Source organism: Coriobacteriia bacterium, from assembly GCA_013334745.1.
In the GTDB taxonomy this organism is placed as follows: domain Bacteria; phylum Actinomycetota; class Coriobacteriia; order Anaerosomatales; family JAAXUF01; genus JAAXWY01.
Window position 1 is genome coordinate 130,911 of record JAAXWY010000001.1, and the last position, 14,120, is coordinate 145,030.

General features: G+C 63.5%; 8 protein-coding genes, 2 tRNA genes and 1 other RNA gene. 5 read left to right on the forward strand and 6 right to left on the reverse strand.

Annotation, left to right across the window (positions count from 1 at the left end):
* Positions 1-117 precede the first annotated feature (117 nt).
* The 3 genes from HGB10_00610 (at position 118) to HGB10_00620 (ending at position 5,725) form a co-directional block, all read left to right on the forward strand.
* Complete coding sequence (locus HGB10_00610) at positions 118-1,098, forward strand: hypothetical protein (protein ID NTU70317.1); 981 nt, start codon at positions 118-120, stop codon at positions 1,096-1,098.
* A gap of 1 nt (position 1,099) precedes the next feature.
* Positions 1,100-3,076, forward strand: a complete 1,977-nt coding sequence (locus HGB10_00615) for a magnesium chelatase subunit D family protein (GenBank protein ID NTU70318.1) — start codon at positions 1,100-1,102, stop codon at positions 3,074-3,076.
* A 78-nt stretch (positions 3,077-3,154) separates the two neighbouring features.
* Positions 3,155-5,725: a hypothetical protein gene (locus HGB10_00620; protein ID NTU70319.1), complete on the forward strand. Its 2,571-nt coding sequence runs from the start codon at positions 3,155-3,157 to the stop codon at positions 5,723-5,725.
* Positions 5,726-5,784: 59 nt separating this feature from the next.
* On the opposite strand, the gene rnpB is transcribed toward HGB10_00620, so the two are convergent.
* The 6 genes from rnpB to HGB10_00650 all read right to left on the reverse strand — a co-directional run bounded on the left by rnpB (position 5,785) and on the right by HGB10_00650 (position 10,179).
* Positions 5,785-6,134, reverse strand: an RNA gene (rnpB, locus tag HGB10_00625) — RNase P RNA component class A.
* Positions 6,135-6,209: 75 nt separating this feature from the next.
* Positions 6,210-7,904: a glutamine--tRNA ligase/YqeY domain fusion protein gene (locus HGB10_00630; protein NTU70320.1), complete on the reverse strand. Its 1,695-nt coding sequence runs from the start codon at positions 7,902-7,904 to the stop codon at positions 6,210-6,212.
* Positions 7,905-7,994: 90 nt separating this feature from the next.
* Positions 7,995-8,070: transfer RNA gene (locus HGB10_00635), tRNA-Glu, on the reverse strand.
* A gap of 4 nt (positions 8,071-8,074) precedes the next feature.
* Positions 8,075-8,150 (reverse strand) — tRNA-Gln (locus HGB10_00640).
* Between the two features lie 96 nt (positions 8,151-8,246).
* Complete coding sequence (locus HGB10_00645; protein ID NTU70321.1) at positions 8,247-9,716, reverse strand: glutamate--tRNA ligase; 1,470 nt, start codon at positions 9,714-9,716, stop codon at positions 8,247-8,249.
* Between the two features lie 43 nt (positions 9,717-9,759).
* Complete coding sequence (locus HGB10_00650; protein ID NTU70322.1) at positions 9,760-10,179, reverse strand: phosphate-starvation-inducible PsiE family protein; 420 nt, start codon at positions 10,177-10,179, stop codon at positions 9,760-9,762.
* 344 nt (positions 10,180-10,523) lie between these two features.
* On the opposite strand from HGB10_00650, the gene HGB10_00655 reads away from it, so the two are divergent.
* Both HGB10_00655 and priA read left to right on the forward strand, forming a co-directional pair.
* Positions 10,524-11,768, forward strand: a complete 1,245-nt coding sequence (locus tag HGB10_00655) for a methionine adenosyltransferase (protein ID NTU70323.1) — start codon at positions 10,524-10,526, stop codon at positions 11,766-11,768.
* Positions 11,769-11,872: 104 nt separating this feature from the next.
* The gene (priA, locus tag HGB10_00660; protein NTU70324.1) at positions 11,873-14,107 is read left to right on the forward strand and encodes a primosomal protein N'; all 2,235 of its coding nucleotides are present in this window, start codon (positions 11,873-11,875) and stop codon (positions 14,105-14,107) included.
* Positions 14,108-14,120 lie beyond the last annotated feature (13 nt).

The following is a 14,120-nucleotide window of genomic DNA, read 5'->3' on the forward strand; positions in this document are numbered from 1 at the left end:
TACAGTGCAATTGGTGCCGGTCGGCGGCGCACCACCGCGTCCACGTTAGCGAGGGGTTCGATGTCGTTCATCCTGCTCTCACGTTCCGGTGACACAGTCTCTTTGCTGAGTTCCACTGTGTTTACAGACCGCCAAGAGGCACTCGCGGCGCTCGGCACGATCACAGGCGACCCCGGTTTCAGCGACTGGGAGAGCGAAGTCGTTCTGGTGGACCTGGGCTTGGGCACGCCGGTATTGCTGGTGCGTCCCAGCACGGCCGACCACCAGGACGCCGCTGCCGACGTCGTCGTGACACAGCCTGTTGATGAGGCGGTGTTCGCCGCGCTTGCGGACGACGATGAGCTTGCGCTCGACACCGAGCCCGCGGCTGCGAGTGATTCCGCATCGGAGCCGGCCTCCGAGCACGGCCCCTCCAACGACCTGCGCGATGCGATCGCGCGTTCAATGGCCGAGATGGAGTCGTCGGGAATCGTCGTTCCGGAGTCGGTTCCCGGTCACAGCGAAGACTCTTCGGCCGTCGTCGAGGAAGCGATTGAACCGGCTGTGGATGAGATCGTGCCCGAGTCGGAAGCGGCCTCCCCCGACGTCGATCAGCCGGAAGCGTCACTCGTCACCGATGGCGGTGAGTGGCCCTGGGCTGTCAGTGATGCGGAGCCGCAGCACGAGGCTTCAGTCGGTACGATTCTTGAGGGTCTCGAGGACCCTGCCATCGATGACCGAGGCGGTTTGATCATCACCGCATTGCCGGCAGAGCATCCGGAGATCGAGATGCCCGACTTCGTCGCCGTCGAGGTCGATGAGGTTGCAGTGGAGCCTGTCGAGGTCGCTGCCTTCGTCGAAGAGGCAGCGGAGGCGCCCATGGTCGACTCTGACGACGAATCGGACTTCATCGTGCTCGAAGCGCCCGCGGCTCCTGAGCAGCCCGCCGGCGCGGAACCGGTGGCAGTGGAGGTCCCAGCTCCGGTGGAGGCTCCCGTTGATGCGCGTACCGCCGAGCTTCTCGGCGGCTATACATGTAGTGACTGTGTCTACGTAGACACATGCCCGAACAAGGACCAGCGGCGACCTGAGGACTGCGGCTCGTTCCAGTGGAGATAGCGTGACGGACTCCCAGTCACCTCGCGCACCGTTCCCGTTCTCCGCGATTGTTGGCCAGGAGACCCTCAAGACAGCGCTCCTGCTCAACGCCGTCGACTCACGGGTCGGCGGACTGGTCGTCCGGGGCGAGAAGGGGACAGCCAAGTCCACCGCCGTCCGCGCCTTGGCGACACTGCTGCCTCAACTCCGCTTCAACGATGGGTGCCGGTTCAGCTGTGACCCCGAGGACGCCGCAGGCTGGTGCAGCGAGTGCCGGGCCCGTGGCGCCGATGCGGCGCTGCGACCGAGCGTGCGCGCCGCGCGCGTCATCGAACTGCCGGTCTCAGCGACTGAGGATCGTGTGGTCGGGACGCTCGACTTAGAGCATGCGCTCAAGCACGGCGAGAAGGTCTTCGAGCCCGGGCTGCTCGCCGACGCCAATCGCGCCATCCTCTACGTCGATGAGGTCAACTTGCTCGACGATCACCTCGTCGACACGCTGCTGGATGCCGCCGCCATGGGAGTCAACACCGTTGAGCGTGAGGGTGTGTCGTTCAGCCACCCGGCTCGGTTCATTCTTGTGGGCACCATGAATCCTGAAGAGGGGGAGCTTCGCCCTCAGCTGCTCGACCGCTTCGGGCTTTGCGTCGATGTTCAGGGCGTCCGTGAGCCAGAGGCGCGAGTCGAGATCGTTCGCCGCAGGCAGGAGTATGAGGACGCACCCGATGTCTTTCGAGCGCGATGGGCCGACGAGGAGTTGCGGGTGACTGCGCTCATAGCCCAGGCCCGTGAGCTGCTGCCGCGTGTGCGCATCGGTGACGACGTTCTCTACGCGATTGCGAATCTTGCACTTACCGCCGGTGTGGATGGCCATCGCGCGGACCAGGTCATGGCCCGTGGCGCTGCGGCCTTGGCGGCACTGGACGGTCGAACCGAGACCACGATCGCGGATGTGGGAGTTGTCGCGCCTCTCGTCCTCGCGCATCGGACTCGGCGCACCCTGTTCGAGGAGCCGCGCCTTGATTCGACGGCGCTGTCCGTTCTCGTCCGGGAGACCCTTGGTCTGTCGCACTCAGATGAGGACTCGGCTCCACAGCCGGGTGTCGTGGGCTTGGGCCAGTGGAGCATCTTCGACCAGGCGCCCGAGGTCCCATCCGAGGATGCTGCGCCCACCGCAGAAGCCGCACGTCTCGACCGGGCCATGGACGACACCCGACGCAGCCAGGGCGGGCGCCGCCTGACCACGACGTCTGAGACGCGTGGCCGATACGTTCGGGCGGCCGAGAGCTCGGGAGTGACGAGTACGTCCGACATCGCCTTTGACGCATCGATCAGGGCTGCCGCATCCAGTCAGTCCGGGCGACGCGACGACACAGACCTCGCAATCTCGATTGCTCCGCATGAGGTGCGGCGTAAGGTGCGCTCTCGCAAGGTCGGTGCATCCATCGTGTTCTGCGTCGATGCCAGCGGCAGCATGGGCGCCGCAGACCGAATGCAGAGCGTCAAGTCGGCGGTGCTGGGGCTGCTGACCGACGCGTATCAGAGACGGGATCGAGTCGCGCTGGTCACCTTCCGCGGGGACGACGCGCGCACGGTACTCGCACCGACGGCGAGCGTGGAACTCGCGTCACTGAGACTTCGTGATCTTCCAACCGGGGGGGCGACTCCTCTGGCCGCCGGCTTGGTTAAGGCCATCGACGTCGTCAAGTCGGAACTTCGCAGGTCCACCGATACGATCCCCTGGATTGTGATCATCACGGATGGTCGCGGAAACGTTGGCCTGGACGGGGGAGTCGGGAGCACGGATGCCTTGACGGCCGCAGAGCGCATTCGGTCCGAGGGCATTGCGTGCGTCGTCATAGACTCGTCACAGCGAGGACGCTCAGAAGCCGCCATCTCACTTGCTCGGGCCGCTGATGCGCGCTATATCAAGCTTGAGTCCCTGACCGGAGACTCACTCGGACAGGCCGTCCGCAACGGTCTTCGCGAGGATGGATAAGGCAAGCTGACGCATTAGCCGATACAATCATGCAGACGCGCCAGAAATCGTTGCATATGACCGAGGGGAAGTCTGGCTATGAATCACGCGGTACGCAGGTATGGGATTCTACTCTGTGCGATTCTTGTCATCGCCGCCTTCGCGGTTACTCCCGCATACGGCAATCTCGACAGTGAGCCAGCTCAGGGCATTCACGGAACGACATCCACTAACCCGAGTGCGGGTCCTGACTACTGGTGGAGGCAAGGGTGGGGCCGTTCGCTCAACCCGGACTTCATGTTGAACCCACCCGAAGGCATGGACTGGACTACTGAGGGGTGGATAGCGGGCATTCTCTACTCGGTCGATCGTACCGACGAAGGCGACGTCACGGGAGTGACTGGTGAGGCCGTAATAGACCCCACGACTCCTGATGAGTACTACACGGGCTGGATGGGCATCAGCACGCCCAATACGGGACCGTACGGCACGGACGTCGACTACACCTTGGATATGCGGACCATCGCCGAGAGTCGCTCAGAGTCCGTCGAAGGTCGTTGGTACTACCACTATCGCTTCATGTCATCCCGTACCGTTCAACCGTTCTCGGACCGAGTTCACCAGATCGACTTCGGTATCGACACAGTGCCCCCACGACCTGTCGAGAATCTCCATCTGTACAGTTGGCCCACCTCATCGGAGGTCACGACGTGGCAGGCCTCAAGCCGAATGTGGGCGAAGTGGACGCCTGATTCCCACGATGATCGGGCTGGCGTCGGCTACTACGCTGTACTGATTGACGGCAAGCCGTTCTTGCCTGAAGCGGAGGAAGAGCCGGCACGAGGGCGCGCGTATGTCATCTCCGGTTGGCCCAATCCTTCATCCATCACCATCGAGAGCATGCCTCCGGGCAAGCATCTTGTCTCGATCGTCGCCGTTGACCGCGCAACCAACGAGTCGACGGTCACCAGCGCGTACTTCTACTCGGATCCGGATACTCCGACCATCGAGTTCACATCGCCCGTCACGAACTTCCTGAACTCGCGCACGCTCGTCTCGGTCGATGCGTCGGATGCGGCGGGTGATCCGCTCGTGACCTTTGCGTTCGACAGCGTGCCGGCGACTACGCTGGCTGCCCCGCCTTACAACTTCAAGCCCGACCTCACCACGGTGACCGCAGGCGACCACGTAATCACCGCGACGGTCACCGACCACCTCAACCGCAGCGTCACAGTGACCAAGACGGTCTCGACCCTCGGCACCACGTCATCGGGCTTCCAGTACGACGATTCTGGAGCCCTCGACGCTCTCCATGCCTATACATCAACCACGAACCCGGCCGAAAAGCCGACGCTGGCGTGGGGTAACAGCGTCTGGCCGCAGTTCAGCATCCAGGCGCCTTCAGGTCCCGACATCGGCAACACCACCGGGCTTCTGTATCGCGTCGATAAGTCCGAGGATACGACGCTCAACATCGCCGGATCCGACTACTTCCGTAGCACGCATTCCTCAGGTGTTGACCTAGAAGAGCAGATCGACCTGCTGGGAGTCCTCGCATACCCGCCTGTCGGAGGATGGCCGACTCCGTTCGCGAATGAGACGTCGGTGCTTGAGGGCCAGTGGTACCTGCACTACATCTTCTACACAGACGATGGATATGCCGGCACGCAAACGCAGTCCATTCCGTTCGGTATCGACGTCACGCCGCCGAGAGCGGTTTCGGGTCTGAAGTCTTCGCCCACGACCGATATGGCGTACAACGGTTCATGGACCGCGGCCTCGCGTGCGCATGTGACGTGGACGCCGGGCGTCTACGACGATCTCTCGGGAGTGAACTACTACCAGTACCGCATCGATGGCGTGATCCCGACGACCGGGGGATTGGGCAGGGTCGTGGAGGTCGAAGGTCGTACGCCCTTCTCGTTCACCGTTGAGAACATGCCGGCCGGAGCACATCGGATCTCGGTGGCAGCAGTGGACCGCGCGGGCAACGAGGGTCCGTCGACTGTCACGACGTTCTTCTCCGACCCCGACGTCCCCACGATTTCGTTCGGTTCATTCTCCAGGACGATCAGCACGACGCCGAAGTTCACGGTGAACGTAGCCGATGAGGGCGGAATCGACCGAGTGGTCTATGCGCTCGACGCGGTTGCCATCGGTACGAACTGGGCGTCGCCATACGACCTCTGGCCTAACCTGAGTACCTTCACGGCGGGCACGCACACGCTTACCGCGACCGTCTACGACAAGTACCAGCGGTCAGCGACGGCGACCACCACAGTCACACTCGACAAGACGCCGGTGACGGTCAGCGGCTTCAGCCGCACACCCGAGCTGTTCTACCCGATTCTGCGAGACGGCTACAAGGACAATGCGACCATCTCCTACAAGACCAACAAGCCGTGCACGGCGGTGCTGACCATCAAGAAGCAGTCGACTGGAGCTACGGTTCGCACCATTACCTCCAGTGTTGGGGCCGGCTCGCACAAGTTCATCTGGAACGGGAAGTGGACGAGCGACGGCAAAGCCCATATTGGAACCTACACGTACCGGATCAAGGTGACGGACTCCGTAGGCAGTACCGCTTCGACCGGCTCGCTGTCCACGCGCATCAGGAACTACCAGCTGGTTCGCGTCAGTTCGAGCAAGGTCAAGGTCATTCCGAGGTAGTCGATCCTCACACAGTACAGAGCAGGCGGTCCCGATTGGGGCCGCCTGCTTCGCTTAATGTGTGGAGTGGGCCTATAAGCCGGATTCTGTTGAAGACGACCATCTATCTGGGGCCAACGTCGCCGTTGGCCTCGCGCGAGCTAACCCGAGCGTCGGTCGGGCCGACCTTAGCCGCTCCTATTCGCTCTTGCTCCGGATGGGGTTTGCCAAGCCGCCACGTTGCCGTGACGCTGGTGCGCTCTTACCACACCGTTTCAGCTTTTCTCCCGTTGGCGGACCAGCGGGGGAGTCTTCTTTTCTGTGGCACTTTCCGTCGGCTCACGCCGCCCAGCCGTTAGCTGGCATCCTGCCCTGTGGAGTCCGGACTTTCCTCACGCCCCGAGAGACGCGCGGCCGCCCAGCCCACTCCGCGTCCATCTTAGCAGCACACAGGGAGCGGGCACCCAATCGGGTGCCCGCGATTCCAAGCTCATACTGCGGTGACCTAGTCCTGCTTGCCCTGCGCTTGAACCTTGGCCCAGGTGTCCTTGAGGGTCAGCGTCCGATTGAAGACGAGATGACCATCGCTGCTGTCGGAATCGACACAGAAGTAGCCGAGTCGCTCGAACTGGACCGTCTCGCCGACGGGAGACTCGGCGAGCGATGGTTCGACCACGCACGCGGTTCGAACGACCTCCGACACCGGGTTGAGCGAGTCAAACAAGTCTCGGCCATCGCTACCTGGGATCGGATCCTCGAACAGGTGGTCGTACATCCGCACCTCCGCCGGGATACCGTGCGAAGCCGAGACCCAGTGCAGGGTGGCCTTGACCTTGCGCCCGTCAGGGCTTGCGCCGCCCTTGGTCGCCGGATCGTACGTGCAACGCAACTCGACGACGTTGCCATCGGCATCCTTGATCACGTCGTTGCAGGTGATGAAGTACGCGGACCGCAGACGAACTTCTCTGCCGGGGGCGAGCCGGAAGAACTTCTTGGGCGGATCCTCCATGAAGTCGTCCCGCTCAATCCAGAGCTCCCGGGTGAAGTGCACTGAGCGCACACCCGCGGACTCGTCTTCCGGATTGTTGGTGACCTCCATGAGCTCCACCTGATCGACAGGGTAGTTCTCGATGACCACTTTGATCGGATCCAAGACGGCGAAGCGACGCTGCGCGGTGCGGTTCAGCACATCCCGAACGGTGTGCTCGAGCACGCCGAACTCGATGACGCTGTCTGCCCTGGCGACTCCCACCGTCGTCGCGAAGTCACGAACGCCCTGAGCCGGGAAGCCCCGTCGTCTCAAGCCGGACATCGTGGGCATCCGGGGGTCGTCCCAACCGTGAACGTGGCCCTCGGTCACGAGCCGAATGAGAACGCGCTTCGAGAGCACTGTGTGGGTGAGGTTGAGCCGGGCGAACTCGTACTGATGTGGCTTGGAGGGAACCGGTAGGTTCTCGATGAACCAGTCGTACAAGGGCCGGTGATCCTGAAACTCGAGCGTACAGATGGAGTGGCTGACACCCTCGATGGCGTCAGACTGCCCATGCGCGAAGTCATACGTGGGGTAGATGCACCATGCGTCACCGGTCCGGGGGTGCTCGGCGTGAAGGATCCGATACAGGGCTGGGTCGCGCAGGTTGATGTTGCCCGCGGCCATGTCGATCTTTGCGCGTAGCACGCGCGCCCCGTTCTCGAACTCACCGGCGCGCATTCGACGGAACAGGTCGAGATTCTCCTCAACCGACCGCTCGCGGAACGGGCTCTCGCGACCAGGCTCCGTCAGCGTCCCGCGGTACTCCCGCATCTCCTCAGCGCTCAGGTCGTCGACATAGGCCTTGCCCTGACCGATCAGATACTCGGCCCACTCGTAGAGTTGAGCGAAGTAGTCGGACGCGTAGAAGAGATTCTCACCCCACTCAAAGCCGAGCCATCGCACGTCGGTCATGATCGCGTCGATGTACTCCTGCTCCTCCTTGACGGGGTTGGTGTCGTCGAATCTGAGGTTGCAGCGACCGTCAAACTCAGCGGCCACACCGAAGTTCAGACAGATGGACTTTGCGTGCCCGATATGGAGGTAGCCGTTGGGCTCCGGAGGGAACCGTGTGACAACGGTCTGCGTGCGACCCTCTCGCACGTCAGCCGAGACGATGTCGCGTATGAAGTCGGATCGTTCGGGTGTGGGTGGTGTGTGAGTATCCATAGCACGCGACGATAGCACAGGGGCCCGCGGCGCACGTGGCCCACAAACGAAAAACCCCCGCGCCGGATGACCGGAGCGGGGGGTTCACTTTGGTAGCCCGTACGGGATTCGAACCCGTGATCTCCGCCTTGAGAGGGCGGTGTCCTAACCGCTAGACGAACGGGCCATGCTGGCTGGGGTACTAGGGCTCGAACCTAGACTCTTCGGAACCAGAATCCGACGTGTTGCCAGTTACACCATACCCCAGTACCGTAGCGCCCCAGGTGCGGCGCGAGAAGGTATGTTACGGGCGGTCAGATGGGGTGTCAACCCTCATTCACGACCTCGCACAAACCGCCGCGCTCAGTCCGCCGCCAGGGATCGCGCAGCCGCAAGTCGCTCAAGCGTCCGCTCCTTGCCGAGCAGCTCGATCGACTCGAAGAGAGGCAGCGAGACGGTTGACCCGGCCACCGCCACGCGGACGGCCTGGAACACGGCCTTGGGCTTCGCCCCGATCCGCTCGGGTACCTCGCGCAGCGCAGCCTCGATGGCGTCGCTCGCGAAAGTTGTCAATCCGGTGAGCGCGGCGCTCGCGGCGTCAAGTGCGGATCCGGCACCTTCCTTGTCGAGCACCTTCTCCTGCGCGGCTGCGTCTATCGCGGGCCGCTCGAAAAGGAATCGCACCATAGGCGCGACTTCTGCAAGCCGCTTGGTTCGCTCGGCGACGATGGGGGCAAGGGCGACAAGCCACTCTCTGCGCTCTGCATCCACCGATCCGGCCGACAGTAGCCCCGCTTCCTCGAGCCACGGAATCACTCTGTCCACGAAGTCCTCGGCGGGCATCTCACGCAGGTAGACCCCGTTCATCCAGTCGAGCTTCTCGACGTCGAAGATGGCAGGGTTCTTGGAGATTCGGTCCAGCGAGAACTCCCGCTTGAGGGTCTCGGCGTCAAGGATCGTGGTCTCCCCGTCGAGCGACCAGCCGAGCAGCGCGAGGTAGTTCATGATCGCCTCGGGTACGTAGCCCAGCTCAGCGTACGCTTCGACGCTGGTCGCACCGTGGCGCTTCGAGAGCCGTTTGCCGTCCGGGCCCCAGATCATCGAGAGGTGGGCGAAGGTCGGCACTGGCAGCCCGAGGGCCTCGTACACCACGATCTGTTTCGGGGTATTGCTCAGGTGGTCGTCACCGCGGATGACGTGAGTGATGCGCATGTCAACGTCGTCCATTACGACTGCGAAGTTGTAGGTGGGGGAGCCGTCACTGCGCGCGAGAACGAAGTCGTCAACGGCTGACTCCGGGAAAGCGACCTCTCCTCGCACGGCGTCGTCAAAGACTATGTCGCCGCGGTCCTGCGGCACCCTAAGTCGCCAGACGTGAGGTTCCCCCGCTAAGACGCGTGACGCCGACTGCTCAGCATCCAGGGCGCGGCAGGAGCGGTCATACCCGGCAACGCCGCCCTTGGCCCGTGCAGCCTCCCGCTTGAGCTCGAGCTCCTCGGAGCTACAGAAGCATGGGTAGGCATGCCCCGACGCCTTCAGGGCCTCGAGTCCCTCGGAGTACCGATCGAAGCGCTGGGTCTGAAAGTAGGGCCCGTAGTCACCGCCGACGTCAGGACCCTCGTCGTAATCAAGCCCCAGCCACTTCATGGCGCGCAGGATGGCTTGCGTGTTCTCGGCGGTCGAACGCTCGGGATCCGTGTCCTCGATGCGCAAGACGAACACGCCGCCATTTCGACGGGCGAAGGCCCAGTTGTAGAGCGCCGTGCGGGCACCCCCGATGTGAAGGAAGCCGGTGGGGCTGGGCGCGAAACGTACCCGGACGTTGTCGTTCACGGTGTCGTGCTCCTCAGAATGTGACGGCTGAAGGGGTGACGCGCTAGTGATCGGCGATGTCGCAGGCGTTGGAACGCGACAGCATCCACCACGAGACGGAAACCGCCAGCAACAATGCTGAGAGTCCGATGGCTGTCTGCAGGTAGTTCGACCCTGCCTCAAACACCACGAACTTCCGGGCCACGGCGACGAGCGCCGCTTCCAGCACGGTCGGTACCACGTTCTCGTGCTTCATGTATGCGATGGCGATACGGAACAGCTCAACCAAGATGAAGATCTCCAAGACGGTGCTGATGATCTTGGTGAACTCCACGGGGGTCAGCAGCGTCCCCGACGTCGCGAAGTTGTACATCTCCGAGCCAAGCGCGAGCAGGGCGCCACCCGCCAGGGCCACCAGAGCAACGGCGACGAGAACCTCAATGAACAACGTCGCCCAGTTCATGCCTTTGAGAAACCGTTCCACGAAAGCCTCCTTGTGTGCGTACGTACCGCACATGGTACCCGAGAATGGTGAGCCTGACTTGATGGGCGAGGTTGACCGCGCTACACTCGGCAGGCTCATCAAGAGGCAGCCCTGTGGCTGCAGAGGGTCGAGGGACCGAGCCCGTAGACACCCCGGCAACCGGCGTCGAAAACGTCGTACGGTGCCACATCTCGGCAGGCGAAATGGCCTGGAAGATGAGGGAACAGCTCCGTGCGCCGATGTGCGCATCGTGAGGGAAGCCCCTGTCTGGTCCTGGCGGGGGCCTTTTTGTTCCCGCCTTGAGTGCGCGGCCTTCAGCGAAGACCGCCGAGAAGGAGGTAGTTGTGCCGGAACGCGAGTACCTGTTCACCTCGGAGTCGGTTACCGAGGGACACCCCGACAAGATGTGCGACGCCATCTCCGACGCCGTTCTCGATGCCATTCTTCAGGCCGAGATCGACGCGCAGGCCGCTGGACTCGCCGGCGCAAGCCCCGAGTACGTACGCTGTGCATGTGAGTGCTTCACGACGACAGGCCTGATCGTGGTCGGCGGCGAGATCCGCACCCACGGCTACGTCGACATCATCCAGATCGCCCGCAAGGTGGTCGGTGAGATCGGCTACACCCGCGCCAAGTTCGGTTTCGATGCCGAGACATGCGGCGTCGTTCTCGGCATCCATGAGCAGAGCGCTGACATCGCTCAGGGCGTCGACGAGTCATTCGAGGTTCAGCACGGCCAGGGCACCGACCCGATCGATCTGGTTGGTGCTGGCGACCAGGGCATGATGTTCGGCTATGCCTGCAACGAGACGTCGCAGTACATGCCGATGCCGATCTACCTCGCGCATCGTCTCGCTGAGCGCCTCACCGCCGTTCGCAAGGGCGAGGTTCTCGACTACCTTCGCCCCGACGGCAAGACCCAGGTCTCGGTCCGTTACGTCGACGGTAAGCCGGTCTCGGTCGAGAAGATCCTCATCTCCACGCAGCACGCAGATGGAGTCGACATCGAAGGTCTGCTCCGCCCCGACCTCATCGAGAACGTTATCAGGCCGGTTTTCGAGCTTGAAGGCCTCGAGTACAAGGACGCCGAGATCTTCGTGAACCCCACCGGACGCTTCGTCATCGGCGGTCCCATGGGCGACACCGGCCTCACCGGACGCAAGATCATCGTCGACACGTACGGTGGCATGGGCCGTCACGGTGGCGGCGCGTTCTCGGGCAAGGATGCGACCAAGGTCGACCGCTCCGCCGCATACGCCGCGCGCTGGGTCGCCAAGAACATCGTGGCCGCCGGTCTTGCGGACCGTGCCGAGATCCAGCTCGCCTACGCCATAGGCGTGGCGCACCCGCTTTCGGTCATGGTCGAGACGTTCGGCACCGAGAAGGTGCCTGTCGAGCGCATCGAAGAGGCTGTCAACCAGGTCTTCGACCTTCGTCCTGGTGCGATCATCCGCGACCTCGATCTGCGTCGACCGATCTACCGCAAGACCTCGGCGTACGGCCACTTCGGCCGCACGGACAAGGACTTCACGTGGGAGCGCACGGATCGCGCCGACCAACTCGCGGCCGCCGCGGGTCTTCACGCCTAGTAGAGCTTCGCGCACTCGAAACAACGGCCACCGGCACTCGCAAGGGTGTCGGTGGCCTTCTGTATGCTTGTCCGCAGGGTTCGTGTGGTCGGAGAGGAGGTCGTATGGCGGTCGCGCAGGTCATCGTGGACGTGGCAACACGGCAACTCGACACGCCGTTCGACTACCTCGTCCCCGAGGAGCTCGGTGAGGTCGGTGTAGGCCACTGCGTCCTGGTCGACTTCGCTAACCGGCCCGTTGTTGGCTACGTCGTGGGAGTGACGGACCACAGTGACTTCCCGCGGCTCAAGCCTCTGCGTGCGGTGCTGGGCGCCGGGTACTTCGGGGAGTACGCGCCGGCGCTCGCGCACTGGATTTCCGACACCTACCTCTGCCCGCTCTCCGAGGCCTTGCGGCTCTTCATGCCGCCGGGCGGCGCGCCACGGGCAGTGCGATCCAAGACCGGCGACTGGGAGCTTCGCAGGGCCGGCGCAGGTCCGGTGGATGACCGCTGGATTCGGCTGCCTGACCAACCGAGCGACTTCGTGCCGGGAACCCGCGCGACCATGCAAAGGGCCGTCTTGGAGGCCCTGACCGCGGGACCCTGCCGCGCAGCGGAACTCGCTGCGGATCTGGGAAGCATCGACGGCGCCCTCAAGCGACTCGAAGTCGCAGGCGCGGTTGTGGTCGAGCGGCGCAGGCGATTTCGCGATCCTCTGGTGCGGGAGAAGGCCGCCCCGCGTCACACAGAGCTCACTGCGGGACAGGCCGACGCGCTTCAGGCCATCAGCGAGGCGCTTGAAGCCCGTGCGGGTGGGGTCATCGTCGTAGACGGCGTGACGGGCTCTGGAAAGACCGAAGTGTACTTGCAAGCAATCGAGGCGGTTCGCCTCAGCGGGGGTACCGCATGCGTGCTCGTGCCTGAAATCTCGCTGACACCCCAGACGGTGGGCCGTTTCCGGTCGCGCTTCGGAGGCGAGGTGGCCGTTCTTCATTCACGGTTGTCCGCAGGAGAGCGCTACGACCAGTGGGATTTGACCCGGCGCGGGGAAGCGTCGGTCGTCGTTGGCGCCCGGTCGGCAATCTTTGCTCCACTGTCGGACCTGCGGCTCATCGTCATCGACGAGGAACACGAGTCCAGCTACAAGCAGAGCTCCGCACCGAGATATCACGCTCGGGACGTCGCGGCGCAGATGGCGAAGCTCACCGGCGCAGTAGTCGTTCTGGGCAGCGCGAGCCCATCCATGGAGTCGAGGCACCGATGCGATACGGGCGAGTGGAAACGCGTCGCGCTTCCTGCCCGGGTCACAGGGCGTCCGCTGCCGCCGGTCACAGTCGTCGACATGGCTGCCGAGTTCGAGGCGGGACACCGTTCCATGTTCTCGCGCCCATTGATCGCAGCGCTTCAGCAGGTTGCTGCCGCAGGTAGCAAGGCCGTGCTGTTTCTCAACAGACGAGGGTTCGCATCCTTCCTCCTGTGCCGGGAATGCGGATTCGTGCCGGAGTGCGAGGAGTGCGCGGTTTCACTCACGTACCACGAGGTCGGCACGCGACTCCAGTGCCATCACTGTGGTGCGGTTCATCCCGTGCCTGCTGTCTGCCCTCGTTGCAGCAGTCCCTACTTACGCCAATTCGGTGCCGGAACCCAGCGGGTCGAGTCTGATCTCGCCGGAATCGTCGAGGGTCTTCCCATCGTGCGAATGGACGCGGACACGACTCGGGGCAAGGGAGGGCATGAGAAGGCTCTGCTGGCGTTCGAGGCCCTCGAAAGCGGCATTCTCCTCGGTACCCAGATGATCGCCAAAGGGCTCGACTACCCCGAGGTGACACTTGTCGGCGTCATCAACGCTGACACGACACTTCACATGCCCGATTTCCGAGCCGGTGAGCGGACCTACCAACTCCTTGAGCAGGTAGCCGGTCGTGCAGGGCGTGGCTCGGACGAAGGTCGGGTCATCGTCCAAACGTACTGGCCGGATCATCCCGCCATCCGGGCGGCGGCCGCACACGACCCCTCCGTCTTCTACACACAGGAGGCGTCTGAGCGAACTGAGCTCGGCTACCCGCCGTTCGGGCGCCTCGTCAACGTCCTGATATGGGGCAAGGATGCGGGTGTCGTCGCGGATTTTGCCGCACGAGTCGCTGCTTCGCTCGAATCTTCACTGCCTGTCGGCTCGAGCATCTTGGGACCGAGCCCCGCACCCATCTCCCGAATCAAGGGCGTGTGGCGCTGGCACGTGCTGGTCAAGGCGCCTGAGGGCGCGGCCGTGTCGGGAGTGGTGAGCCATGCACTGGGCGCTCTCAAGAGCCCCGCCGAGGTGACCGTGACGGCCGATGTCGACCCACTCGACCTCTTGTAGGGACGTTCGCACC